At 47.1% G+C, this 24,867-nt stretch carries 21 protein-coding genes; 3 read left to right on the top strand and 18 right to left on the bottom strand.

Features of this window, described 5'->3' with window-relative positions:
- Positions 1–53: 53 nt before the first annotated feature.
- The 5 genes from A3GI_RS0100635 to A3GI_RS0100655 all read right to left on the bottom strand — a co-directional run bounded on the left by A3GI_RS0100635 (position 54) and on the right by A3GI_RS0100655 (position 5,705).
- The gene (locus A3GI_RS0100635) at positions 54–1,139 is read right to left on the bottom strand and encodes a GDP-L-fucose synthase family protein (protein ID WP_018359543.1); all 1,086 of its coding nucleotides are present in this window, start codon (positions 1,137–1,139) and stop codon (positions 54–56) included.
- A gap of 4 nt (positions 1,140–1,143) precedes the next feature.
- The gene (gmd, locus tag A3GI_RS0100640; protein ID WP_018359544.1) at positions 1,144–2,211 is read right to left on the bottom strand and encodes a GDP-mannose 4,6-dehydratase; all 1,068 of its coding nucleotides are present in this window, start codon (positions 2,209–2,211) and stop codon (positions 1,144–1,146) included.
- 75 nt (positions 2,212–2,286) lie between these two features.
- On the bottom strand, positions 2,287–3,588 hold the full coding sequence (bioA, locus tag A3GI_RS0100645; protein WP_040575233.1) for an adenosylmethionine--8-amino-7-oxononanoate transaminase: 1,302 nt from the start codon (positions 3,586–3,588) through the stop codon (positions 2,287–2,289).
- A 22-nt stretch (positions 3,589–3,610) separates the two neighbouring features.
- Positions 3,611–4,609 carry a biotin synthase BioB gene (bioB, locus tag A3GI_RS0100650; RefSeq protein WP_018359546.1) on the bottom strand — a complete coding sequence of 333 codons (999 nt, stop codon included), beginning with the start codon at positions 4,607–4,609 and terminating at the stop codon, positions 3,611–3,613.
- An 85-nt stretch (positions 4,610–4,694) separates the two neighbouring features.
- Positions 4,695–5,705, bottom strand: a complete 1,011-nt coding sequence (locus A3GI_RS0100655; protein ID WP_018359547.1) for a hypothetical protein — start codon at positions 5,703–5,705, stop codon at positions 4,695–4,697.
- 199 nt (positions 5,706–5,904) lie between these two features.
- Here A3GI_RS0100655 and A3GI_RS0100660 point away from each other — a divergent pair, with 199 nt between their 5' ends.
- Positions 5,905–6,444 (top strand): glutathione peroxidase, encoded by a 540-nt coding sequence (locus A3GI_RS0100660; protein ID WP_018359548.1) that lies wholly within the window; start codon positions 5,905–5,907, stop codon positions 6,442–6,444.
- Positions 6,445–6,537: 93 nt separating this feature from the next.
- Here the strand turns inward: A3GI_RS0100660 and A3GI_RS0100665 are convergent, their stop codons facing one another.
- From A3GI_RS0100665 to A3GI_RS0100685, 5 genes are all read right to left on the bottom strand, one after another.
- A complete protein-coding gene (locus A3GI_RS0100665; RefSeq protein WP_018359549.1) occupies positions 6,538–8,520 on the bottom strand; it encodes a peptide MFS transporter in 1,983 nt (660 codons plus the stop codon).
- Positions 8,521–8,563: 43 nt separating this feature from the next.
- The gene (locus tag A3GI_RS0100670) at positions 8,564–9,652 is read right to left on the bottom strand and encodes a DUF4831 family protein (protein WP_018359550.1); all 1,089 of its coding nucleotides are present in this window, start codon (positions 9,650–9,652) and stop codon (positions 8,564–8,566) included.
- 163 nt (positions 9,653–9,815) lie between these two features.
- A complete protein-coding gene (locus A3GI_RS11890; protein WP_256592959.1) occupies positions 9,816–9,941 on the bottom strand; it encodes a hypothetical protein in 126 nt (41 codons plus the stop codon).
- Between the two features lie 14 nt (positions 9,942–9,955).
- Positions 9,956–10,327, bottom strand: a complete 372-nt coding sequence (locus A3GI_RS0100680; protein ID WP_018359552.1) for a MarR family winged helix-turn-helix transcriptional regulator — start codon at positions 10,325–10,327, stop codon at positions 9,956–9,958.
- 15 nt (positions 10,328–10,342) lie between these two features.
- A complete protein-coding gene (locus tag A3GI_RS0100685) occupies positions 10,343–12,781 on the bottom strand; it encodes an FAD-dependent oxidoreductase (RefSeq protein ID WP_018359553.1) in 2,439 nt (812 codons plus the stop codon).
- 575 nt (positions 12,782–13,356) lie between these two features.
- Between A3GI_RS0100685 and A3GI_RS10165 the strand changes: the two genes are divergently transcribed.
- Entirely contained in the window at positions 13,357–14,904 is a 1,548-nt protein-coding gene (locus A3GI_RS10165; RefSeq protein WP_018359554.1) for a sialidase family protein, read from the top strand.
- A 126-nt stretch (positions 14,905–15,030) separates the two neighbouring features.
- Here A3GI_RS10165 and A3GI_RS0100700 read toward each other — a convergent pair whose 3' ends face one another.
- The 4 genes from A3GI_RS0100700 to A3GI_RS10170 form a co-directional block, all read right to left on the bottom strand.
- Positions 15,031–16,197 (bottom strand): cytochrome d ubiquinol oxidase subunit II, encoded by a 1,167-nt coding sequence (locus tag A3GI_RS0100700; RefSeq protein WP_018359555.1) that lies wholly within the window; start codon positions 16,195–16,197, stop codon positions 15,031–15,033.
- A gap of 43 nt (positions 16,198–16,240) precedes the next feature.
- Positions 16,241–17,836 (bottom strand): cytochrome ubiquinol oxidase subunit I, encoded by a 1,596-nt coding sequence (locus A3GI_RS0100705; protein ID WP_018359556.1) that lies wholly within the window; start codon positions 17,834–17,836, stop codon positions 16,241–16,243.
- A gap of 109 nt (positions 17,837–17,945) precedes the next feature.
- A complete protein-coding gene (locus A3GI_RS0100710; protein WP_018359557.1) occupies positions 17,946–18,203 on the bottom strand; it encodes a DUF4492 domain-containing protein in 258 nt (85 codons plus the stop codon).
- 225 nt (positions 18,204–18,428) lie between these two features.
- Positions 18,429–18,872: a YkvA family protein gene (locus A3GI_RS10170; RefSeq protein WP_018359558.1), complete on the bottom strand. Its 444-nt coding sequence runs from the start codon at positions 18,870–18,872 to the stop codon at positions 18,429–18,431.
- A 149-nt stretch (positions 18,873–19,021) separates the two neighbouring features.
- Between A3GI_RS10170 and A3GI_RS0100720 the strand changes: the two genes are divergently transcribed.
- Positions 19,022–19,525, top strand: coding sequence for an RNA polymerase sigma factor (locus A3GI_RS0100720; protein WP_018359559.1), 504 nt, complete (start codon positions 19,022–19,024; stop codon positions 19,523–19,525).
- A gap of 201 nt (positions 19,526–19,726) precedes the next feature.
- Here A3GI_RS0100720 and A3GI_RS10175 read toward each other — a convergent pair whose 3' ends face one another.
- The 4 genes from A3GI_RS10175 to A3GI_RS0100740 form a co-directional block, all read right to left on the bottom strand.
- On the bottom strand, positions 19,727–20,731 hold the full coding sequence (locus A3GI_RS10175) for an alpha/beta hydrolase (protein WP_018359560.1): 1,005 nt from the start codon (positions 20,729–20,731) through the stop codon (positions 19,727–19,729).
- A 240-nt stretch (positions 20,732–20,971) separates the two neighbouring features.
- Complete coding sequence (locus A3GI_RS0100730; protein ID WP_018359561.1) at positions 20,972–22,171, bottom strand: acetate kinase; 1,200 nt, start codon at positions 22,169–22,171, stop codon at positions 20,972–20,974.
- A 34-nt stretch (positions 22,172–22,205) separates the two neighbouring features.
- Entirely contained in the window at positions 22,206–23,210 is a 1,005-nt protein-coding gene (gene pta / locus A3GI_RS0100735; protein ID WP_018359562.1) for a phosphate acetyltransferase, read from the bottom strand.
- A 68-nt stretch (positions 23,211–23,278) separates the two neighbouring features.
- Positions 23,279–24,835: a YifB family Mg chelatase-like AAA ATPase gene (locus A3GI_RS0100740; RefSeq protein ID WP_018359563.1), complete on the bottom strand. Its 1,557-nt coding sequence runs from the start codon at positions 24,833–24,835 to the stop codon at positions 23,279–23,281.
- Between the last annotated feature and the right edge of the window lie 32 nt (positions 24,836–24,867).

Consider the following 24,867-nt stretch of genomic DNA (forward strand, 5'->3'; position numbering starts at 1 on the left):
CCTGTTTATTGTTTGTAAAGGAAATATACCTTTTTGAAGAAAAGTCAAATGCACTAACGGCTGTTGTTCTGATCAGTCATATACCATTCGTACAATCGCTGAACACCCTCTTCTATCTCTATCCGGTGATGCCAGCCGAGGCTGTGCAGTTTGCCGACATCGGTGCACTTGCGCATTGTACCGTCAGGCTTGGAAGAATCGAACTGAATTTCTCCTTTATAGCCGACTGTTCGGGCAATAAGCTGTGCAAGAGCAGCAATGCTGATCTCTTTTCCGGTACCGATGTTTATGTGAGTGTTCCGTATCTCTCCGCCGGCCGGAGTAAAATCTTTGAATGAATGGTTTTGCATCAGAAAAACACATGCCTCCGCCATGTCTTCGCTCCAAAGAAACTCCCTCAATGGTGTTCCCGTACCCCATAAAGTCAGAGACCGGCCTGTGATGCCGTAATCCTCCAGCTTTTTGATAATTTGCGGCATGGAAGAACGCCCGGTGGTATCCCCCACGGGACGAGCATCGAGATCTTTACGCAGAGCCGTTTCGTCTTTTTCGGCCAAACAGCGGGACAGATGTATCTTCCGGATCATAGCCGGCAATACGTGGCTTTTCTCCAGATCGAAGTTATCATGCGGGCCATAGAGATTCGTTGGCATTACGGCTATATAGTCGGTGCCGTATTGGAGGTTGAAGCTTTCGCACATTTTAAGCCCTGCAATCTTTGCTATGGCATAGGGTTCATTGGTATATTCGAGAGGAGAGGTAAGAAGGGACTCTTCACTCATCGGCTGAGGGGCATTGCGCGGATAAATACAGGTGCTCCCCAAAAAGAGAAGTTTTTTTACGCCATGTTCATAGCTTTGCCCGATAACATTTTGCTGTATGCCGAGGTTGCGGTAAATAAAATCCGCTCGCAATCTGCTGTTGGCCATGATGCCGCCGACGAAAGCCGCTGCCAGAAAAACGTATTCGGGGCGTTCGCTGTCGAAGAACTGTTTTACTGCTGTGGCGTCCAGCAGATCCAGCTCTTTATGCGTACGTCCCACAAGGTTCGTGTAGCCTTGTGCCTGCAGGGTACGCCACAGTGCCGAACCCACCAGTCCGCGATGTCCGGCTACGTAGATTTTGCTATCCTTGTTCATGATTTCAGAAGTGTTTTTCCCGTACGGATGCCATATCGTGCTCCATCATGAGGCGTACCAGTTCGTCGAAGGAGGTTTGCGAAGGATTCCAGCCTAACAATTTGCGGGCTTTTGCGGGGTTACCCAACAACTGCTCCACTTCGCTGGGGCGGAAATATTTCGGATCGACCTCCACCAGCACCCGGCCTGTGGCTTTGTCTACTCCCTGCTCATTTACACCTTCGCCCTGCCAGTGCAGTTCGATGCCGGCATATTTGAATGCGAGTGTAGCAAACTCGCGTACCGTGTGCATCTCACCCGTTGCAATCACAAAATCTTCCGGTTTCTCCTGCTGCAGCATCAGCCACATACATTCCACATAGTCGCGGGCATAACCCCAGTCTCGTTTGGCATCCAGATTACCGAGATAGAGTTTGTCTTGGAGTCCCTCTTTAATGCGTGCAGCAGCCAGAGTGATCTTGCGCGTTACGAAAGTCTCTCCCCGCCGCTCGCTTTCATGATTGAACAGAATGCCGTTGACGGCAAACATGCCGTAGCTTTCACGGTAGTTCTTGACTATCCAGTAGGCATAGAGTTTGGCCACGGCATAGGGTGAGCGAGGGTAGAAAGGAGTCGTTTCGGACTGCGGTACTTCCTGCACCTTTCCGTAGAGTTCGGAGGTGGAAGCCTGATAAACCCGGCAGGTTTTCTCCATCCCGAGAATACGGATGGCCTCCAGAAGTCTGAGCGTGCCCACGGCATCGGCATCGGCCGTGTATTCCGGTACATCAAAGGAAACTTTTACGTGACTTTGTGCTGCCAGATTGTAAATTTCATCGGGGCGTGTTTGCTGGATGATGCGTATCAGTGAGGAACTGTCCGTCATATCGCCCCAATGCAGATTGATCAGACGGCTTTTTTTCATATCTCTGACCCATTCGTCGAGATAAAGATGTTCGATACGTGCGGTATTGAAGGAAGAAGAGCGGCGCATGATACCGTGCACTTCATATCCTTTGTCGATGAGCAATTCTGCCAAAAAAGACCCGTCCTGGCCGGTAATACCGGTGATAAGAGCTGTTTTTTTCTGCATATTCCAAAGTATTAAAGTAAGTATTCGATGAGAAAGCGAAAGAGTAAGCCTTTCTTATATTTTGTTTATGGAGTTTTATTCTTCGCTTTTGAGTACATTCAGTAGTTCGTATGTCAGCCTGGAAAGTTCGTCCGGTTTGATGATGAAAGGAGGCATCAGGTAGCAAAGTCGACCGAAGGGGCGTACCCAGATACCCGCTGCCACAAACTTCTTTTGCAGGCGAGCCATATTTACCGGCTCGTTCATTTCTAAAACACCTATGGCTCCCAGAACGCGAACTTCTTTCACAGACCTCAGCTTTCTTGCCGGAGCCAATTCTGCCTCGAGCTGCGATTCGATGCCTTTCACCACATTCTGCCAGGGTTGTTCCAAAAGTATGGAGATACTTTCTTTGGCCACTGCACAGGCCATCGGGTTGCCCATGAAGGTCGGGCCGTGCATGAAGCAGCCGGCTTCTCCCGAACAGATGGTATCTGCCACGGGAGTGGTGGCTATGGTGGCGCTTAAAGTCATATACCCGCCTGTCAGGGCTTTGCCTATACACATGATATCGGGGAGCACTCCGGCATGACGGTAAGCAAAAAGTTCGCCCGTTCGTCCGAAACCGGTGGCAATCTCGTCGAAGATAAGCAGGATGCCGGCATCGGAGCAAAGTTTTCGTGCTTCCCGCAGGTACTGCGGATGATAGAAATACATGCCGCCGGCTCCTTGCACAACAGGCTCTAAAATCAGAGCTGCCAACTCGTGTCCTTTGGTTTCTATGAGTTCTCGTAAAGGGCTGATGTCTGCCGGATCCCATTCTCCGTGAAAGCGGCTTTTGGGTTGGGGCAGGAAATACTGTACGGGCAGTGTGCCGCTGAAGATGCCATGCATGCCCGTAACGGGGTCGCAGACGCTCATGGCGTGCCACGTGTCGCCATGATAACCCGAGCGGATGGTGCAGAAATGTTTCTTTTTGTCTTGCCCAAGGCTTTGCTGGTATTGCAGAGCCATTTTCAGAGCAACCTCTACAGCCACGGAACCGCTGTCTGCATAAAAAATCTTGTTTAACTCCGAAGGCAGAATGCTTAGGAGCAGTTGTGCCAGCTCCACGGCCGGACGGTGAGTGAAGCCGCCGAACATGATGTGGCTCATCTGCTCTGCCTGACGTTTGAGGGCCTCGTTCAGGCGTGGATGATTATAGCCGTGTATGGCCGCCCACCACGAACTCATACCGTCTATGAGGTCGGTGCCGTCTTCCAGATAAATATGTACGCCTTCGGCATGAGATACGGGATAGACCGGCAGCGGGTCGATTGTACTCGTATAAGGATGCCACAGGTGTTTGCGGTCCAGATCCAGCAGTTGCAATGTGCTTAACCGCTCTGTTTGTTGCATTGTGCTGTTTATGTTTTGCCTGTCAGTGATCATGTTTTACCTCCCAATCCGTATCGTTGCTGTTCACCATTCCCAACTCTTCTATCATTGCCATATCGTGCGGCGTGGTACAGCCGACGGTGGTGAGCATATCTCCCGTAATGGCCGAGTTGATGCCTAAATGAATCGCCTTGCGCTGCGTATCGTCGCTGAGTTGTGCCCGTCCGCCCGAAAAACGTAAAAAAGCTTTGGGGTTGATAAGCCTGAAAAGGGCTACGGTGGTCAGGTATTCCTCTTCGTCGAGCCGCTCCGACCGGTCCAGCGGTGTGCCCGGGATCGGTTGCAGAATATTGATGGGAATGGAAAGCGACCCGAGCGAGGATAGATAAAAAGCGAACTCGATGCGCTGCTCCATGGTTTCGCCCATACCGATAATACCTCCGGAACAGATACGCATGCCCACCCGGCGAGCGGCCGCTAACGTAGCTTCTTTATCCTGCTGCGTGTGTGTAGAACATAAGTTGCCGAAATAGCTGGGTGCCGTTTCCATATTGCAGTGATAAGTGGTGACACCGGCTTCGAACAGTCTGTTCAGTTGCTCTTCCGTACACAGCCCCAGTGAAGCGCATAGTTTGAGACCGGGTACGTTGCGGCGTATGGAATGATAGCTTTCAATGTACCGGTGTATTTCGGCATCGGTCGGTCTGCGCCCGCTAGCCACCAGAGAGTAACGCCCTACACCCTGCTTTCGATTGAATGCAGCCTGCTGCATACATTCTTCCGTGGAGAGTACGTCGTATACTTCCGCCGTTGTTTTGAAATGGGCACTTTGGGCACACCATTTACAGTTTTCGGGGCACTTGCCGCTTTTAACATTAATAATGGAGCAGGTATCGAATTTATTTGAATGAAATGCTTTTGTAATGCGGTGCGCCGCTTCGTATAAGGATTCTTTGTCCGGCAGCCGGGATAGCTCTTCCGCCTCTTCTTTTGTCAGGGCACCACCGTTCGTGATTCGTTTAATGACTTCTTCAATGTCCATAGTGTTCATAAGCTTGAAGCATAAAGGTAGCAAAAAGCTATGTACAAACAGACCGTTTTACAGATAGGTGCAGGCAGAGTTGCTGTCAGTCTTCGAACAATCCGGCGATTGCTTTGATAATCAGAGAGAACAATCCTCCCATATTAACGTAAGGGGTGGGATGGAAACGACCCGTTCGGGGATCGTAATTGTACACAACTCCTCCTTCGATACGCCCGCCCGTACTCACCCTGTAGCCGACTCCACCGCCAAGTCCTCCATACATACCTGCCAGATAAGGATTGCCATAATTCCCGTAAGGCCTGAAATAGCCGGAGTGAGCCATGCCGAAGAGATAGAAGCCCGAATCGAATGCATATTCCATCCGTAACGACGAGTACAATTGGGTGTTCTTAAAGCCTGAAGAATAAGGTGTATTATAAAAATAAGCCCCTGCGTCGAACTGTATGTCGATGCGTTTGCTAAGGCGTATTTCTGCACTCAAATCAGGTTGTAAGTAATTGTGGCGCATATACGATCCGTAGTTAAGCCCCAGTTTATAGCGCATATTTTCTTTGGGAGAAAAAGCCGTGCCTGCATAAACATTGTAGTGTTTTTCTATTGTAGGGATATAAGGCGAGGATGAAAGTCCGATCCTGACAGCCGTCTCTATCCTGAAATTTTTACTTAGCCGGATATCGGCTCCCATTGTTTTGCTTTCGTTATGTGTATTCAACAAGTCTATGCTGTTAACTCGATAGGAAAACGGCTCTATCTGTATTTTGCCGATGTTTATCTGTTTTATTTCGGAGCTTTGTGTCGATGAGCTTACAGCATTTGTTTTCAGGGTCGGATGTTCCAAAGAGGGCTGTTTGAGCAATTCCCGGGTATTCAGAAAAAGTGCTTTTTGTGGAGAGGGTAAGGTTTTCGGAGGCTGCGGTCCCATGATGTGAATGGAAGTATCTTTTTTTGAATTCTTCGTAGCCGTCATCTCCACATTCGATTTTTTGAGTAATAACGTATCTGCTGCAAGTTGTGCTTGCAGCGTTGCCTGTGCCTTGGTCAAAGGCATCAAGCTAAAGAGCAGTATAAAAAAAGAGACAATTCGCAGAGGCATTCGGCATCATATTTATACTTTGACGATAAAGTTCGCTTTTTTATTCTCTTTCAAGGCTTAATACATGCTTAAAAAGACTTATAGAGTCTTAAAAAAATCCGGGGTTTTATTGGCTATTTTGAATTCGTTCAATGTAAAAGGATAATAATAATTGACATTTTCCCGTTTATTTATTGAGATGTATTAAAAAATATAGATTATGAAAAAAATTTGTTTGATGGTTTTGAGTGTGCTTTTTGCGTTTACTTTGAGTGCACAAAATAAAACCTTCCATGATTTCACCGTACAAACTATTGACGGAAAAGAATTCCCATTATCCCAGTTGAAAGGAAAAAAAGTGCTGGTTGTAAATGTAGCTTCCAAATGCGGGCTTACACCCCAGTATGCACAACTCGAGGAGTTGTATCGGACTTATAAAGATCAGAACTTTGTAGTTGTCGGTTTCCCTGCCAATAACTTCAATGAGCAGGAACCGGGAAGCAACGAAGAAATTGCCAGCTTTTGCTCGTCGAACTACGATGTAACCTTCCCCATGATGGCTAAGATATCCGTAAAGGGAGAAGATCGGCATCCGCTTTATGAATGGTTGACGGAGAAAGCACAGAATGGAAAAGAAGATGCCCCGGTGCAATGGAATTTCCAGAAATTTATGATCGATGAAGAGGGCAATTGGGTTGGTTTTGTTGCGCCCAAAGAGTCTCCCATGTCCGATAAGATTGTTAACTGGATAAAAAACTGACGCCCGATCTATACAGAACCCGAATACAACGGGCTGAAGAAAAAGGCTGCCTTATTTGAATGAAGGCAGCCTTTTATATTTGAGTCGTCCGGTTTATTTATTATCGGATGTTACACGTTCAAGACGTTTCATCACAGAGAAGATGAATGCTGCAGAAACCAGACAGCATGCGATAAGTACGCCCCAGAATGCCACCAGCGAAAGTTTTTCCCAGAAAGAACCCATTACGCCTACGAGGAAGTTTCCTACAGCGGTAGCTGCCAGCCAACCGCCTTGCATCAAGCCGGCATATTGAGGAGGAGCAACTTTGGATACAAAAGAAAGACCCATCGGGCTGAGGAACAGCTCTGCAAGCGTCAGCACGAAATAAGTGCTGATCAACACGTTAGGCGATACCAATATATTGCTCGTGCCGTTAATATCGTTAGGTGCAGGCAGACCGATAGAGCAAACGAGCAGTACGAGGAATCCTACGGCTGCCAAAAGCATACCGATACCGATCTTGCGCGGTGCTGACGGTTCCTTGCCTCTCCGCGCCAAATAGGAGAAGAGACCCACGGTTACCGGAGTAAGCAGAATGATAAAGAACGGATTGAACTGCTGGAAAATCTGCGGAGTGATGCTCTTAGTCGCTTCTGTAATGGATTTGATATCCAGGTAATAACCGCCGATCAATCCGGCAATACCCAACAGGATCAGAATAATACCGGACTTGGCATTTTTCTTACCACCGAGAAGACCGAAAGTAGAGAGATAAACACCGTACATAAAGCAAATGAACGGAATGAGCATCAGCAGCGAAAAGGCCATAAACTGATTGGGAGTAACCTTGCTTATCGTATAGTCACGAGCAAAGAATGTCATGGTCAAACCATTTTGGTGGAAAGCCATCCAGAAGAAGATCACAACCAGGAATACCAAACCGAGAGCCAGCAGACGGTCGTTAACCTCTTTCTTGGACATTTCCGGCACTTGATGTCCTCCTTGTGCTGCTTTGGCTTGTTTGGCCGTAACATCGGCCGCTTTCCAGGTGCTGCGGAAGAAGAAGAAAATCAAAATGGAGACAATCAAACTGCCGCAAGCTACAAAGAAAGCCCAGCTATACGATTTGGAAAGAGAAGTAGATACATACTTGTGACCGAAATCTTTTTCAAAACCTTCTGAAACTTCTGCTCCTACCAATTCTGCAGGTACTTCCACAGCTTCGATACGTGCACGGATCTCATCTTTTTTAGGTTGATCTGCTTCGTTACGGCTGGCCATGATTTCGTAGTCCTTATCGGTTACCATCATGGCAGGATCGGTAATCTTCTTGGCTACCGTATACTGGTGCAAACCGGCCAGTTTAATATTGAAAAGAGCTTCAGCTTCATCGGCAGGGAACATTACGCCTTGTTTTTTCTTGGCTTTGCTGATGATTTCCTGCTGTTTTTCCGGAGTTTCCCGAGCATAACCGGGGTGGTGTTGCTGATACTCTGCAATAAAGTCGGCTTCTTGAACGACTTTGTCATTCAGCTTGACATAGTTTTGAGGAATGGCTGCATCGTAATAGAAATCTTCTTTGGCCAGCACGCTGTTGGTGATGGCATTACCCATACTGGGGGCAAAGAAAGCACCGATGTTGATAAACATGTAAAAGATCGAGAATGCCATGTCTCTGTTTTTGGAGTACAGAGGATTGTCGTACAACTTACCCACCAGAGCCTGAAGGTTTCCTTTGAAGAGACCTGTGCCGGCAGAGATGAGTATGAGGGACAAAATCATGAACATGATACCTTCTGTACCTGTGCCGAAGGGCATGCCCAGCAACAGATAGCCGGCAAACATGATGGTGATACCGATCAGAATGGTTTTACCGTATCCGAGCCATTTGTCGGCCACAATACCCCCGAATACCGGTAAGAAATACACGAGTGCCAGGAAGGTACCGTATATCATACTGGTAGTTGCAGAAGAGAAGCCGAACTTCGCCTGCATGTAAAGGGTCAGGATCGCCAACATGGTGTAATAGCCGAAACGCTCGCCCATGTTTGCCAGAGCCAAAACGATCAGCCCTTTAGGATGATTTTTTGCCATAAGTTAAAATTGTTTTATAAAATTATTGTTAAAAAAATCGTTGTTACAGGTTGTTGCCGTCCGGCCCTTTGATGCTGACGATACCTCCGGTATTGATGTCGAATAGAATACTCGGAGAGCTGTCATTACGATCCTTAAACATTTTCGGAGCCAGACATTGCTTTGTTCCCCACTGGGTAACGTGTACTTGCCCTTTGAATAAGGTTTTGCCTTCATAGTCGATTTTCACCAGGCCGATTCCCGGCATATTATAAACAATGCCTTTGAGGTTGCGCAGGTATTTCTCCTGTTCTTTCGGGGAAAGTTCGGGAGCCTTGTCTATAATACTCAGGTCTAAACGAACGGGAGCACCGGCCAGATTGTCTGCATCCAATGCGCCTAATTGCTCTGAGAAACGGAAAATTATACGGTTTTGTATCGGAGCAGCAGGATCTATTGTTACTCTGTAAACCGAGCGTTCACGGATGGTATCGCCTGTGAATAAGGCCAGCGTGGCCAGCTCTTCCTGTTTGAGCCTGTCCATAACGATTTTCATCGCCTGCCCGTCTTTAGGCATCTGATCCACATCTCCGGTTACGATGTTGATGCTGCTTTCGCGAACATGGAAAAGATACTGAGCCGCTATTTCGGCCTGTTTGCTTACCGAACCGGCCATATTGTATTCCTGCGGTAAAGAGGGCTGCTGTCTGCGTGTGCCGGATCTTTTCCCCAAACCTTCTATAGCGGTTTCTTCCTGAGGCTTCGCTTTGCTGTTGATGCCGTTGATGATGCCCGCAGTCGTAAGGGTGACGTAAGGAGCCACCGTGCCGGGGCGAAACTCTATGACGTATTGATGCTCCTTGTCGGGTATGCCCGCAGAGCGTACGCGCAAACCGGAGAGCCTGTAGCTTTCCGATGGCTCCAGCTTCACGCGTTGATTCAAATATTTCAGGGCATAATCGCTAAGAATTCCCGGAGTATAGATTTCACGGTCTACAATAGCTTCTACGATAATTTGGGTTTTAGGCAGGTTATAGACGATGCCGAAATCGTTGCTTTTGTTTGCATCGTATCGGATTATATTGGTTTGCGCCAAGCTGTTCAATGCTATGCCGAGCATCATGACAGCCCAGAAAGAACGCCGTATATTCATTGCTATAGTGTGCTGTATGGATATGATTAAAAACAAAGCTACAAAAAACACGGCATATTTTGCATAGCAAAGTCTTTGCTTTCATCTTTTATGCTGTCTGTTCCGCATCTCTTTTTTGTTTTTTAGATAAAAAATACATCCGTCGAGACTTTTTTATCTGTTTTTATACGATTTCTTCGGCTCTTTTCAGTTTATTCAAAGACATCAGTTTTTTAGAAAAAGAAAAAACTGCACCCCACAGTCCGTTAAAAACCATCGGGTAGCAGTTTTCTACTGTATTTTGCACCATAAGAACCCTGTGCATTATCTTTTTTCTTCGGCCTGAAATACCGGTTGCAGTACGGCGGGAATATCGAGTTCTATCTTTTTCAGTACATCCAATTCTTTTTTTCCGGCGGCTGTCAGGCTGAAGAACATTTTTCGTTTATCCTCCTGTCCGAATTGGCGTTTTATCCAACCTCTGTTTTCTACTGCCGACAGCAGTTTGGATGTTTGTGCCGGCAAAAGGCCGATACGGTTCGCTATTTCCGATGCAGAAATCGGTTCATCGGCCAGTACGCACAGCACCATCGCCTGGTTGAGATCGCTGCCCGTCTGTTCCATCAAGCTGCTTTCCACTTCCCGTAAAGCCCGTATCAGTTCACGCATCAGACAAATATTTTTTACATTTTCCATGCTTTATCCCGTTTTTTAGATAAACAGATTGATATTGGCCTGTTCGGCGCGATTCATATAGGTGGCTACTCCGCCTATGGTCACTTCGTCCATCAGTTCCTCTTTACCGATGCCCATCACATCCATGGACATTTGGCAGGCAATGAACTCCACTCCGTTTGCCAATGCCTGCATACGCATGCTCTCCAAAGAGTCTACCTGTTTCTTTTTCATCACCATGCGCATCATTTTAGCTCCCAGTCCGCCCATGTTCATTTTGGAAAGTTTTAACTTACGACTGTCTTTGGGTAACATCATGCCGAACATTTTACCCCAGATATCTTTCTTCGGTTTTCTGTCCGTCATCTTTTTGATGGCATTCAGCCCCCAAAAAGTAAAGAAGACGGTTACTTTCTGTCCCGTGGCAGCCGCTCCGTTGGCCAATACAAAAGTAGCTAAAGCTTTGTCGAGATCATCGCTGAAAAGGATAAAAGTTTTACCCTTGCCCGGCGTTTTGCTTACACAAGTGCCGTCTTCCTTGCACGAAGTCTTCTCTATCGTTACGATATATTTCCCTTTGTCGATGTCCTGGCTTATCAGTCTGTGTCCGGTGGTTTCGCACCATGCTCCGGCATCCCGCACAAAACCCGGATCGGTAGCCTCTATGCGCAGCCTTTCGCCGGTTTTTATTTTTTCGATACCCTGTTTAAGTCTCAGAATGGGTCCCGGGCAGGCTATTCCGCAGGCGTTTACCTGCAAAGCCACGGTCGATGTGTCCGGATGATTGTTAGACTGCTTCTTTCCCCTCTCCTGCGCTGCCGTATTATAATCTGCCGTGGCAGTCGAATAGAGGCGATATCCTCCGATGAGGTTTCGCACATCCCGGAAACCGCTCTGGCGCAATATGTTCGAAGCCAGATATCCTCTTAAGCCTACGGCGCAATAAATATAGACAGGTTTGTCGGTGGGTATTTCTTTCATTCTTTCTCGCATCTCCTCCAAGGGTATCGAGATGGCTCCACGGATATGCTCGATGTCGTAAGCCTGCTTCAGCCGTACGTCGATGATACTCACCTCGTTCGGGTCGGCTTTTTGCATCTCTCTCCAGTAAAGTGGCTTCAGTCTTCCGGCAAGAATGTTGTCGGCCACATAGCCAGCCATGGCCACAGGGTCTTTGGCAGATGAGAAAGGTGGGGCATAGGCTTGTTCCGTTTGTATGAGATCTTCTACGGTGCCGTTGTGTTTGATAAGTTGGGCAATGGAGTCTATCCGTTTGTCCACACCGTCTATACCTACGCATTGGGCTCCGTACAGGCGACCGTTTTCCGGATCGAATACGATTTTAAGAGTCATGGGGTAGGCATCCGGATAATATCCGGCATGGCTGTTCGGTTGCACCGTAGCTGTCAGATAGGGGATACCGTTCTGTTTGAGCGCTTTGGCGGACAGCCCCGTAGCCCCGACGGTAAGGTCGAATACCTTGGCAATGGCTGTACCGATGGCTCCTTCGTATTTTTTCCTGTTCCCGTACTTCATGTTGTCAGCCACGATGCGTGCCTGCCGATTGGCCGGGCCTGCCAGGTAGTTCGTCCATGGTTTGCCGGTGATCGGGTGAGGAAATTCAATGGCATCGCCCACGGCATAGATGTCGGGATCCGAAGTACACAGATATTCGTTTACTTTTATTCCGCGCGCTTCGCCTGTTTCCAGGCCGGCGTTTACCGCCAGTTCGGTATTCGGTCGTACCCCTATGGATAGCAATACCAGATCGGCATCCAGCTTTTCTCCCGAATCCAAAGAAAGGGAAAGAAAACCCGATTTCTCCTGAATGCTTTTCACTGCTTTTCCCAAGTACAGGCCTGCACCTTTTTCTTTCATGTGGGCATGTATGATGGCAGCCATGGAGAAATCTATCGGTGTCATCACTTGTGGTGCCATTTCCACCACATCGACGCGAATGCCTTTTTCGTGAAGGTTTTCGGCCATCTCCAACCCAATGAAGCCTCCGCCTACTACGATGGCATGCTTGACGTTGTGCTCATCTATGTAGCTTTTAATGGCATCGGTGTCTGCCACGTTGCGCAGGGTGAAAACACCGGGGCTGTTCACTCCCGGCAGGGGAGGTACAACGGGCAGAGCACCGGGTGAAAGTAATAATTTATCATAGTTTTCGGTATATTTCGTTCCATCGGCTCTCAGTACTTCCACTTGCTTGTTCGTGCGGTCTATACGGGTCACTTCGCTTTTTACACGAACGTCGAAGTTGAATAGTTCGGCGAAAGAGGCCGGTGTCTGCACAAAGAGATTTTCTCTGTCTTCTATCACACCGCCTATATAATAAGGCAGTCCGCAATTTGCGTAAGAGATATATTCTCCTTTCTCAAATAATACGATCTCCGCCTTTTCATCTATTCTTCTCAATCTGGCTGCGGCTGTAGCACCGCCGGCTACACCGCCCACAATTACATACTTCATATCGCTGCTTTTTTGCTTTTATGTGACAAAGATATAAATATTTTCCATTGGAAATAAATTTTCAAAGAAAATATTTTCAGTGAAGAAGAAAAAATATTTCGAAGAATAAACAGCCATAGGCTTATATTATAATGTGTAAAAAGTTCGAATGGTTGGGATTTTTTTTAGCTATATGAGCCGTTTTTTCTTAGGCATTTGTGTCTGATTCATTGGAAAACATCCGGTTATCTCTTTGCGGTATCGTGTAAATCTGTATTGAAAAACCTTTCAAAAATCATTTTTTTTGAGGTCTCGCCCGGTAAAAAAAACGCTTTCCCTAAGTCGCTTATACTAAGGCTTTTGCTGCAAATGAAAATTCTCTGCCTGATGGTTGAAAATTCTTCAGGCAAAGAATTTTCAACCAAGTTAACTTGGTTTTTTATTTTCCTTAACAAGAATTTCTCGTCTCCTTAAGGAAGTAAAATTCGGACCTTTTAGAATGGTTTTGAACCCTCGGTGAAATTCAAGGTTAATCGGGAAACATCTATCTTTGCCCGGAAGAGTAAAAAAACGAATAAACTAAAGATACTTGCACAATGAACTCCTTACTTTCTGCGCGCAACGCTTTTTTATTAAGTCTGCTAATGGCTTTTTCCCTTCCTGTTGCGGCACGACAAAAGACAAAAGAGATAACCGGATTATACATTCAACCGACCAATGCGAGCCTTATCGGACGTGGCCCCGATCAGGCCGTGGCATCGATAACCTTTTCACCCCAAACCGGACTTCCTCAAACGATTACGGTGAAATTGGAGGGCTCGACCGATATACGAGACATCGAACGGGCAACGCTGTATCTCAGCGACAGGGCCGACCGTTTTGACCCGCGCAGCCTGCACACGGCTATCGCCATGGCAAAACCGGCCGGAAATCGGCTGACTTTTTCCACAAAATTTGCCCGGAAAACAAACACACATAAGGTGACACTGTGGCTTTGTCTGGATATCGCCGGGACGGCAAGAGAGGGAAATGCTGTAAAAACCTCTTTCCTGAGCATAGATGCCTTGCCTGTTGCCGATGCTCCCACAACCGAGCATACCATCGTACCCATGCGTACCCTGGTCTGGATGCCGGGCGATGACGGATCCGTAAGCTACCGTATACCGGGTATTGTAACCTGTGCCGACGGCACGTTGGTGGCCTGTGCCGATAAACGCAAAAACCACTCGGGAGATTTGCCGGCAGACATCGATGTGCTGGTCAAACGAAGTTCGGATGGCGGCAAAACCTGGAGCGAACCGATAACTGTGGCTAAGGGTACTCCGGATTACGGTTACGGCGATGCAGCAATGGCTATCAGCGGCAACACGATTACGATGGTGATGGTGGGAGGCAATGGTTTGTGGCACAGCAATCCCCGAAAGATGCAGGAAATGTTCGTATGCCGGAGCACGGATGGCGGTAAAACCTGGACAGAACCGAGGAATATAACCGCTCAGGTTTACCGGGGAAAGAACCGGCCTGGTGGTTTCTTTGCCTCAGGACGAGGGTTGGTTACAAGCGATGGTACAATTGTATTTGTAGCCGCCATGCGCACTTCTGCCGAATGGGGAGGACCATTGGAAAACATATTGGTGTATAGCCGCGATGAGGGCAAAACATGGCTGACGTCCGATGCGCTGCGCAACAACGGAGACGAATCGAAAGTGGTGGAGCTGGCAGACGGACGTCTTTTGGTGAGCAGCAGAAATCGCGATGCCAACCCGAATCCGCGCTCTTATGCCTTGACGGCAGACTTGGGTAAAACATGGACACCCCTTGCCCGATGGGAAGATATGACGGGAACCAACTGCAATGGGGCAATCATTCGCTACTCCGCGAAAAACAGCGGTGCCGAAAGTCGGATACTGCTGCATACATTGCCGGCAGATAAAGACCGGGTTAATCTTACCCTCTTCGTAAGTAAAGACAGCGGTAAAACATGGCCTTACAGAAAAACGATTTGCAGAGGCGAATCGGCTTACAGCTCATTGACCATTCTGCCCAATGGCAACATCGGCATATTGAGCGAAGAAGACGATCAGATCGCCTACGATATCTGGTTTACGGAGGTTTCTTTGGACTGGTTGCTGTCTGAGAAATAGATGCACCGGACAGACAGTAAAATAAAAAACCAACGGCCGATTTCAGAGCCGTTGGTTTTCTTTTTGTATGACAGGCAAAGTGCGGAAAGAGCCGGAACTCAAAAGGTCGCACCTTTCGAGCTCGTTTCAATAAGAAGCATTGCTCGAATCGGACATTTCCTGTTTGGTAATCTTGCGCAGGTCGAGTGCACGCCAGGCATAGAAAATATAAGCCAGCACAAACGGTATCAATAACGACACGATACTCATGGCTTTCAATGTAAAAGGACTGGAGGAGCTGTTTCTGATAGTCAGCGAACTCTGCAGGTCATGAAGAGAGGGGTAATAAGACGTATTATTCCAACCGGCCACAAGGAACAGTGCCAGCACAGTGAGCACCACACCCGTTCCCTCAAACCAGATACCTTTGGTAAAGTTTTTATTCATCACGGTTTTACCGATACCGAAAAGCACCAATACCACACCGATCAGGAACAGAGCCGATACTACGGGCATTTGCAGGAAGTTATTCAAGTATTTGAATGATTCCATGGAAACCGTTCCCGTTGCAGGATCTACGGCAAAACCTTTGGTCGTAAACAAAAATCCGATATAAGCCAGGAAAAATACCAGAAAAGCCCCTGCATTCTTGAATAAACGCCTGTTGGCTTCGGTGCGCAGACGCACGTCGTTGATATTGTTGATGAAATACAAAAGGGCTGTGGTGCGCGACAGGAAGAAAACAGCCACGCCCAGTACCAGATTCCAGGGATTGAATACGGCCTCCAGTCCATGCAGCATAAAGCCTTTGTACGGAACCCACTGTGAAATGACTTGGCTGCCACCGGTAAGATCCAGAATAGAGGCCTTATTAACCGTAAAATAAGAGCCGGTAAAGAATGTAGATACCGCTACGCCCAAAAGAAGCGGGCCGAGCACGCCATTGAGGAACAAAAAGACCTGATAGGTTTTACTGCCCCAGACGTTGCCGTGCTTGTTTTGATACTCGTAAGATACGGCCTGAATAACAAAACAAAGAAGTACAAGCATCCACACCCAGTAGGCTCCACCGAAACTGGTGGAATAGAACAACGGGAATGACGCAAAGAAAGCTCCGCCGAAGGTGACCAGTGTGGTGAAAGTGAACTCCCACTTGCGGCCGGTGGAGTTGACCAGCATCTTACGATCCATCGGCTCTTTGCCCAGACTGAAAATCAACGACTGCCCCCCTTGTACGAACAGAAGAAAAACCAACAGGGCTCCCAGGAGAGAAATCAGAAACCACCAATATTCCTGCATTAATGAATAATCCATAATTTTTCTTTTTTAATGGTTAATGTATCGCTTCGGAAAGCTCTTATTTTGCTGCAATTCTCTTTTCTTCCACCGGGCCGTGCTTGATAGCCTTGAACATGATGTTCAATTCGGCAATCAACAGAATGGTGAAGAGAACAAGGAAGACAGTAAAGGTCAGCATGACCGATGAGGCCTCCAACTTGGAAACGGCTGCCTGCAATGGTAAAAGATTTTGAATAGCCCATGGCTGACGCCCCACCTCGGCTACCACCCAGCCACTCTGACTGCAAAGGTAAACCAACGGTACGGCAATGATATTGACGATGTGGAACCAGCGAAGTTTGATGTAATGCTCGGGTTTGCGGATGAAAAACAGCATCAGGACGAAGAGCAGAATGAAGAGTGTGCCCAGACCGACCATGATACGGAAGGAGTAATAAGTGATAGGTACATTGGGCACAAGTTCGTTTTTATCCTTGATATATCCGTAGCCGAAATAAGAGAAATTGGCGTTCAGCTCTTCACGACTTTTCGCCATGGATGCTTCATCGCCCTGCTCTTTGGCTTTGATATACTCATTCAAAGCATTGATGGCCACGCGTCCCTTAGCCATTTTTTCTTCGGCAGAGATGGCCAAGGTGCCGTCGGGCAGATAAAAACCTCCGTTGAGCAGATTGGTGATGCCCGGCACATAGCCGTCTGTGGTGCGCGTACTTAAAAGAGAAAGCATCTTGGGAACCTTGATATTGAAGAAGAACGGATCCACACCGTCTTCTGCGGTTTTTTTAGCAGGATTCAATACTCCGAAAACACTCAGAGCCTGGCCTTTCCCATCCAACGTTTTATTGTCCGGAGTGTTGCTGCCACTGTCGTAAAGCGCTTCCATGGCCGCGAATTTCATCGGCTGGCGATCTGCTATGATATATGCGCTGGAGTCTCCGGTGTAAACGGTGAGTAAAATAGCCAACAGTCCGAATGGCGCCACCAGCTTGAGATTTTTCAATGCAAACTCCTTATTGCGATTGCGGAGCAGATACCACGAACAGATACCGGCTGCCACAACGGCACCGAGTACCCAGGCCGAAAGCGTGGTGTGGAAAAATTTGTTGATGGCTACCGGTGAAAGAGCCACAGCCCAGAAGTCCGACATTTCGCTTCTTACCGTATCCGGGTTGAATTCCATGCCGACGGGAGATTGCATCCAACTGTTCGCCACCAGTATCCATACGGCAGAAATGGTGGCGCCGATTACCGTTAACCAGGTGGAAGTAAGGTGAAAGCCTTTGCTTACTTTCTCCCAGCCAAAGAACATGACGGCAATAAATGTGGCTTCCATGAAGAATGCCAGGATACCCTCAATGGCGAGCGGGGCGCCGAAAATATCTCCTACGAACCAGCTGTAGTTAGACCAGTTCGTTCCGAACTGGAATTCGAGGATCAAACCCGTAGCGACTCCAATGGCAAAATTGATACCGAAAATCTTTTGCCAGAATTTGGCCGAGGATTTCCAAAAAAGGTTGCCCGTGCGATAATAACGGGTTTCGGCCAAAGACATGATAATGCCCAAACCAAGGGTCAGCGGTACGAACAGCCAGTGATACATAGCCGTTAGTGCAAATTGAGCCCTCGACCAATTAAGTAATGATTCTAAATCCATAGACAACTTTTTTATTTATAGTAATATCTTGACTTTTTTCTGTTCGGAGTAAAAAGTTTTTGAGCCGATGTCTTACGGCATAAGGCATCTCTGTTTACGTTTCTCCTACTTACCGTTTAATCTTCCTGTCTACCAGTTGCTCCTGTACGTATTTAGCCCTCCCATCCCTGTCTTGAGCTTGTTGGCCAAGGAAATTAGGGAAGAAGAAGGCTCTCAGAATAGCAAACATGATAAAAAGTTTGACCAAAATAATCAGCCAAAGCACACGACCCGTGCCGGACATATTCTTAAATCCCGAAACATAAAATCGCCATACGCGGCTGAACGGGTTGCCGTTTTTTATCGTTTTTATCGGTGTTTCCTGCATCTGTATTCAATACTTGTTTTAATCGAAAAATGAATTTCTGCCATTCGGTTGATATTCTTCATCGGAACAAATATAGAACAATACACGAATAAATTAGCTTAAAAAAGACCTGAATAAGAAAAAATAAGTTCAATATAATATTGAAATAAACAAATTTCAATCAATCTTGTGTCCGCAGAACCGTTTCTGAGATTTGAATAAAATAGAATAACAGCACCTCTAACCTTATTCGACGGATTCGGGCATAATCTTGGATGAATTTTGACGGCAGGAGAATAATTCATTTGTTTTTTTACGGGCTTTCTCCTGAATTTCGGGTGTTATTTTCTTCTTTAATATATTCAAGACCAGCATAGCCACCGCAATATCGTCACTAAAGCCTACGGCTGTAAGAAAAACATCCGGAATCAAATCCATCGGAAAAACAAAATAACCCAAAGCGCCTATAACCATCGCTTTTTCCTTTAGAGAGAGGTTTGCGTCTTTATCCTTAACCAAATAATAAAGAGAAAGCATTTCGTTGGCGGCAGCTTTGCCTATACTGGCCAACACGCGGAGGAGTTTGTTATTAAAAGAGCTTTCCTTATAATAGCGTTGATATTGGGACAAATCTCTGACTATCTGAGGCAACCCCCAAAGAAGGCTATAAGGTATTCTAAACTTTTTCATTGGCCTGTATTTATAGAATATATCTATTGAAATATAGAAAAATTATATCAATAAAGAAACAGAATCTTAGCTCTAAAAGTTTATCTTTGTTAAAAAGGTTCAGGATTTATTCTGACTCCCAATTATCAACACATTAAATAAGACACCGTATGAACGCGTCACAGTTTCAAAAAGACCTGCTCGGCATGCAAGACTATATGCGCAATTTTGCCTTATCCCTCACTGCAGATATCACAGACGCCGAAGACCTGGTACAAGATACATCTCTTAAAGTTCTTTCCAATCGAGATAAATTTATTGACAATGTAAATTTCAAAGGATGGGTGCTTACCATCATGAGAAATATATTCATCAATAACTACCACAAGATTGTTCGTTCGCAGTCCATCATCGATGCCGGTACAGATCTTTACAATGTACCCATCTTGAATGAAGGGGGGCATACGACTCCGGAGGGCAGTATGGATATCAAAGAAATAACTGCAGCTATCGAAAGCCTTTCGGATACATTGAAAGAACCGTTTTCCATGTATATTTCCGGATATAAGTACAACGAAATAGCAGAAGCGCTGGATATCCCTTTGGGAACGGTTAAGAGCCGCATTTTCTTCGCGCGCCGCGAATTGCAGGAACAGCTCAACGATATGTTGTAGAAAAATATAAAACACAATGGTAAAGGGGCTGTGTCAAAGTTCATTTTTGGCACAGCCCCTTTCAGGTTTATCAGAATGCCCAAATTGCCACGACTGAGGCTGAAAGGAACGTACATCAGCATGTAACCGAAGCCCAATATCGCAAGCAACACAGTCATTTGCGCATGATGACACCTCGTCTTTTCTTTCCCCGAATCCGATTTACATCGTTACGACCGTATCTGCTGTCGTTGCAAAAGCTTTATCAAGAAAACGAGCTACCCGCTCCGTATAAGCTTGTTTGTGATCTCTGTATGAATTTGCGTGGTCTGAACCCGGGGCAATCCAGATATCTTTTGGGGCGGGTTTGGCATCGTAGAGGGGTTTTACCATCCATGTGGGAACGTAATCATCTTTATCGCCATGGATAAAAAGCATCGGGAGGGTACATTTGGATACTTGTTCGAGAGCCGATGCTTCACGGAAATTCCATCCGTACTGCCATTCACAAAACAGGCTTGCCATTTGTAAAACAGGGAAGGGAGACAGATGAAACTGTTCTTTCAGCTCTTTGGCAAACTGATCCCAAACGGAAGTATAGCCGCAATCTTCCACAAAAGCCTTTACATAGGGTTGTTGTGGCTCTCCCGACACCATCATGGCAGTGGCAGCCCCCATAGAAATGCCGTGTACAACCATCTCCGTCCGGCCACCAAACAGCTCGTTGGCTACGTCCATCCACCTGAGTACGTCGAGGCGATCTTTCCAGCCCATCTGTATGGCTTCGCCTTCGCTGTCGCCATGGAACTGGAGGTCGGGCAGCAAAATGTTATACCCCAGATCATGGTGATACAGATAGCCGATCATCATCATTCGCAACGCATTGTCCGTATACCCATGTACCACTACTGCCGTTCTGACAGTAGGTGAGCCGGCTTTTACGTAATAGGCATGGAGACGTTTTCCTTCATGGTTGACAATGACCGTATCGCACAATGCGCCGGTTCGGCTCAAACTATCCATCCACGGTACGTAGAAAGGATAGTTTTCGGCCATGAACTTTTCGGTATTCTTGTTTTTGAAAGCTGTTACGTTGACCGGCTTGAGGGAGTAGCGAAGCATGTACCAGCTGGTTCCTGTCAAAAGAAGGAATAAGATGATACAGAAAAATAAGATTAATCGCAGCCATTTAAGCCGTTTTCTCTTTTTGGGGTTTTTCTTTTCCATAATCGACACTCTTTTTCTTTCAGACAAGTAAAGCCCTTGGTCACAAATGTAACATAAAAAGGCGGTGTGTCAGAATGTGCAAATGACTGCATTGTTTGCGACCTTCGGCTTCGGTCACAATCCCTTGAACCTCAGTATTAGCACCTTGTACTTTACACATTCTGATTCAACTGAAAGGGGCTGTGCCAAAAATGAATTTTGACACAGCCCTTGAGAATAAAAGTCAGGCTAAATCCTAGATTATTTTGAAAGGATATCCATCGTATCCTTGGCTATCATGTATTCTTCATCGGTAGGAACGACAATAACCGTGACTTTACTGTCCGGCGTGCTGATAACCTTTTCTTCGCCTCGCATATCGGTATTCACCGACTTGTCAATCTTGATACCCATATAATCGAGGCCGTCGCAGACAATTTCGCGGGTGGTCCACTGGTTTTCTCCCACACCGCCGGTAAAGACGATGACATCCACACCTCCGAGAGCTGCAATATAAGCTCCGATGTACTTTTTGATACGATAGTCATACATCTCGAGTGCGAGGATGGCACGTTCATTGCCTTTCTCAATTGCCTCTTCGATTTCGCGCATATCGCTGCTCACCCCGCTCACGCCATTTACTCCGGACTGTTTGTTAATCAGATTGGAAAGGCCTTTGCTATCCAGATTTTCATATTCCATAAGGAAAGTCAATGCTCCCGGATCCACATCTCCGCTGCGTGTTCCCATCATCAGCCCTTCTGAGGGTGTCATACCCATAGAAGTGTCGATGGCTTTACCGTTTTTAATGGCTGCAATGGAAGCACCGTTGCCGATGTGTGCCGTAATAATACGGGTTTTATTGTAGTCCAAGCCTAATATTTCACAGGCTCGGGCGCTCACATAGCGATGGCTCGTACCATGAAAACCATAACGGCGCACGCCGTATTTTTTGCACAAATCATAAGGCAGAGCATAACGGTATGCATATTCGGGCATCGTTTGGAAGAATGCCGTATCGAATACACCCACTTGACGAACATTGGGCAATAGCTTTGTTACGGCTTCCACACCCATCAGGTTGGCGGGGTTGTGTAAAGGAGCCAGAGGAATACATTCGCGTACTTTTTCAATAATCTCAGGCGTAATCTCTACACTGCCGCTGAATTTCTCCCCGCCATGTACAAGGCGGTGGCCGATGGCGTCAATTTCATCAAAACTCTTGATGCAGCCGTATTCTTCGCTGGTAAGTGTTTTCAGGATAAAATCCACGGCTACGGTGTGGTCGGGCATCAACTTCTCCAAAACCACCTTCTTGCCATCGGGCGTTTTGAATTTAAGGAAAGCGCCATCCAGACCTAATTTCTCTACACCACCCTGAGCCAACACCTTACGCTCGGGCATCTCAATGAGCATATACTTGACAGAAGAACTGCCACAGTTCAGCACTAATATTTTCATCCTTTTTCTTTATTTGTGTTTTCTTAAAATCAATTTATTTGAGGGCAATAGCCTGATTGGCCGTAATAGCCACCATCTTGTAAATATCTTCCACCGAACAGCCGCGGCTCAGGTCATTGACCGGAGCAGCCATACCTTGCAGGATCGGTCCTACGGCTTCGGCATGTCCCAAACGCTGAACCAACTTATAGGCGATGTTACCTACTTCCAGGTTCGGGAATACCAGTACGTTTGCCTTTCCGGCCACTTTGCTTTCCGGTGCTTTCAGGGCAGCTACCTTCGGTACAATAGCGGCATCTGCCTGCAGTTCACCGTCGATATTGAGATTAGGCATCATTTCTTTAGCGATACGTGTAGCCTCTACCACCTTATCGATTACTTCGTTTTTCGCACTGCCTTTGGTCGAGAAGCTCAACATGGCGATACGGGGCTCTATGGCCGCAATGGCACGAGCGGTCAATGCTGTAGAAACGGCGATCTGAGCTAACTCCGGCGCTGTGGGGTTAGGCATAACGGCGCAGTCGGCAAAAAGCATCAGGCCATCTTCTCCATAAAAATTATCTTTCAAGAACATCAGGAACGTACCGCTGACGCAGCTGATACCGGGAAGTGTTTTGATAATTTGCAAAGCAGGGCGCAGAACATCTCCGGTTGCATTGCGGGCTCCGGCAATCTCACCATCGGCATCGCCGTTTTTAATCATCAGGCAAGCCAGATAAAGAGGATCTTGAACGAGTTTATCGGCTTCCTCGGCTGTCATGCCTTTTTTCTTACGCAGCTCCATCAACAATTCGGCATACTGCTGTTTTTTTTCATGGTTGGCAGGATTCAGGAGTGTAGCTTTTGCTATGTGATCCAGATTTAACTCCTTAGCCAAAGCTTTGATTTCGTCCGGGTTACCGATAAGCGTAAGTTTGGCAACCTTGTCACGCAACAGCATATCTGCAGCACGGAGGGTGCGTTCTTCTGTGCCTTCCGGCAGCACGATGTGTTGCGGATTTTCTTTGGCACGGGCGATAATGTCTTGAATCAAATTCATAATATTTCCGTTTTTGTATGATTAGTTTTTATAAATACCGTTTTATTGTCACAAATATAATCAAATCATTATGGAGCTCCTTGTGTCAGAGTGCCCCAGCTCTGCCTGTCCAGGCTGCGATAAGTAATGGCTTCGGCTATATGTCCCGCACCGATATGCTCAGAACCATCCAGATCGGCTATCGTACGTGCCACTTTCAGAATGCGATCGTAAGCCCGGGCGCTCAATCCGAGTTTATCCATCGCTTTTTCCAGTCTCTTCATCCCTTTTTCTTCGGGCTGTGCATACTTATGCATCAATTTGGGTGTCATTTGGGCATTGCAGTGAACATGAGGTTCATGCCTGAACCGTTCGTTTTGAACAGCACGTGCCGTCACCACGCGCCGGCGAATGGCTTCGCTGCTCTCGGCCGGTTTGACATCAGACAGCTTGTCGAAAGGAACGGGAACGATTTCGACTTGAATGTCGATACGATCTAACAGAGGCCCGCTGACGCGGGAAAGATATTTCTGTACCTGTTGCGGTGAACAGACGCAAGCGTGAGAAGGGTGATTATAGTATCCGCACGGGCAGGGGTTCATTGCTGCCACCAGCATAAATCCTGCAGGGTAATCCACAGAAAACTTTGCACGGGATATTGTTACACTGCGCTCTTCCAGCGGTTGGCGGAGAACCTCCAGTACATTACGGTTAAACTCCGGCAGCTCATCCATAAAAAGTACTCCGTTGTGCGCCAGGCTGATTTCTCCCGGTTGCGGATTTGTACCCCCGCCCACCAAAGCTACGCTGCTCACCGAATGATGGGGGGAACGGTAAGGCCTGCGAGTCAGCAAGGTGGTGTTTGCTCCCAGTTTGCCGCACACCGAATATATTTTGGTTGTTTCCAAAGACTCTTTCAGGGTAAAAGGAGGCAGGATACCCGGCATACGCTTGGCCATCATACTTTTGCCACTACCCGGCGCTCCGACCATAAGTATGTTGTGCCCGCCGGCGGCTGCCACTTCAAGAGCACGTTTAACATTTTCCTGCCCTTTGACATCTGAGAAATCCAAGTCGAAGAACTCTCTGGCAGAGTCGAATTCTGCCCGTGTGTCAACGATGAGAGGCCTTATTTCCGCACGGCCGGATAGAAAATCCAATACTTCACGGAGGTTTTGTGCCGGCAATACTTTCAGTCCCTCTACCACGGCGGCTTCTCGAGCGTTTTTCTCCGGTATAATCAGCCCTTCAAAACCATCTTGAAGGGCTTTGATGGCAATAGGTAAAGCTCCCTTGACCGGTCGTAAAGTGCCGTCCAACCCCAGTTCGCCCATCATCATATAGCGGCCGAGCAGTTCGTGAGGGATGGCTTCATCCGCAGCCAATATTCCCACAGCCAGAGGCAGGTCATAGGCTGTTCCCTCCTTTTTAATATCGGCGGGGCTCATGTTGATTACGATATGTTTGCCCGGAAATTTGTAATCCGCAGAGTCGATTGCAGAGACAATGCGGTCGTAACTTTCTTTGACTGCCGTATCGGGCAATCCTACCAGCTGGTAATAAACTCCGGGGCTGCAATTGACCTCGATGGTAACGGTCAGTGCGTCTATGCTTTGTAGGGCTGCAGCAAAAGTTTTAATTAACATGAGGAAAGATAGCGGGTGTTTTTATGGTCTTC

The organism is Porphyromonas macacae DSM 20710 = JCM 13914 (assembly GCF_000379945.1).
In the GTDB taxonomy this organism is placed as follows: domain Bacteria; phylum Bacteroidota; class Bacteroidia; order Bacteroidales; family Porphyromonadaceae; genus Porphyromonas; species Porphyromonas macacae.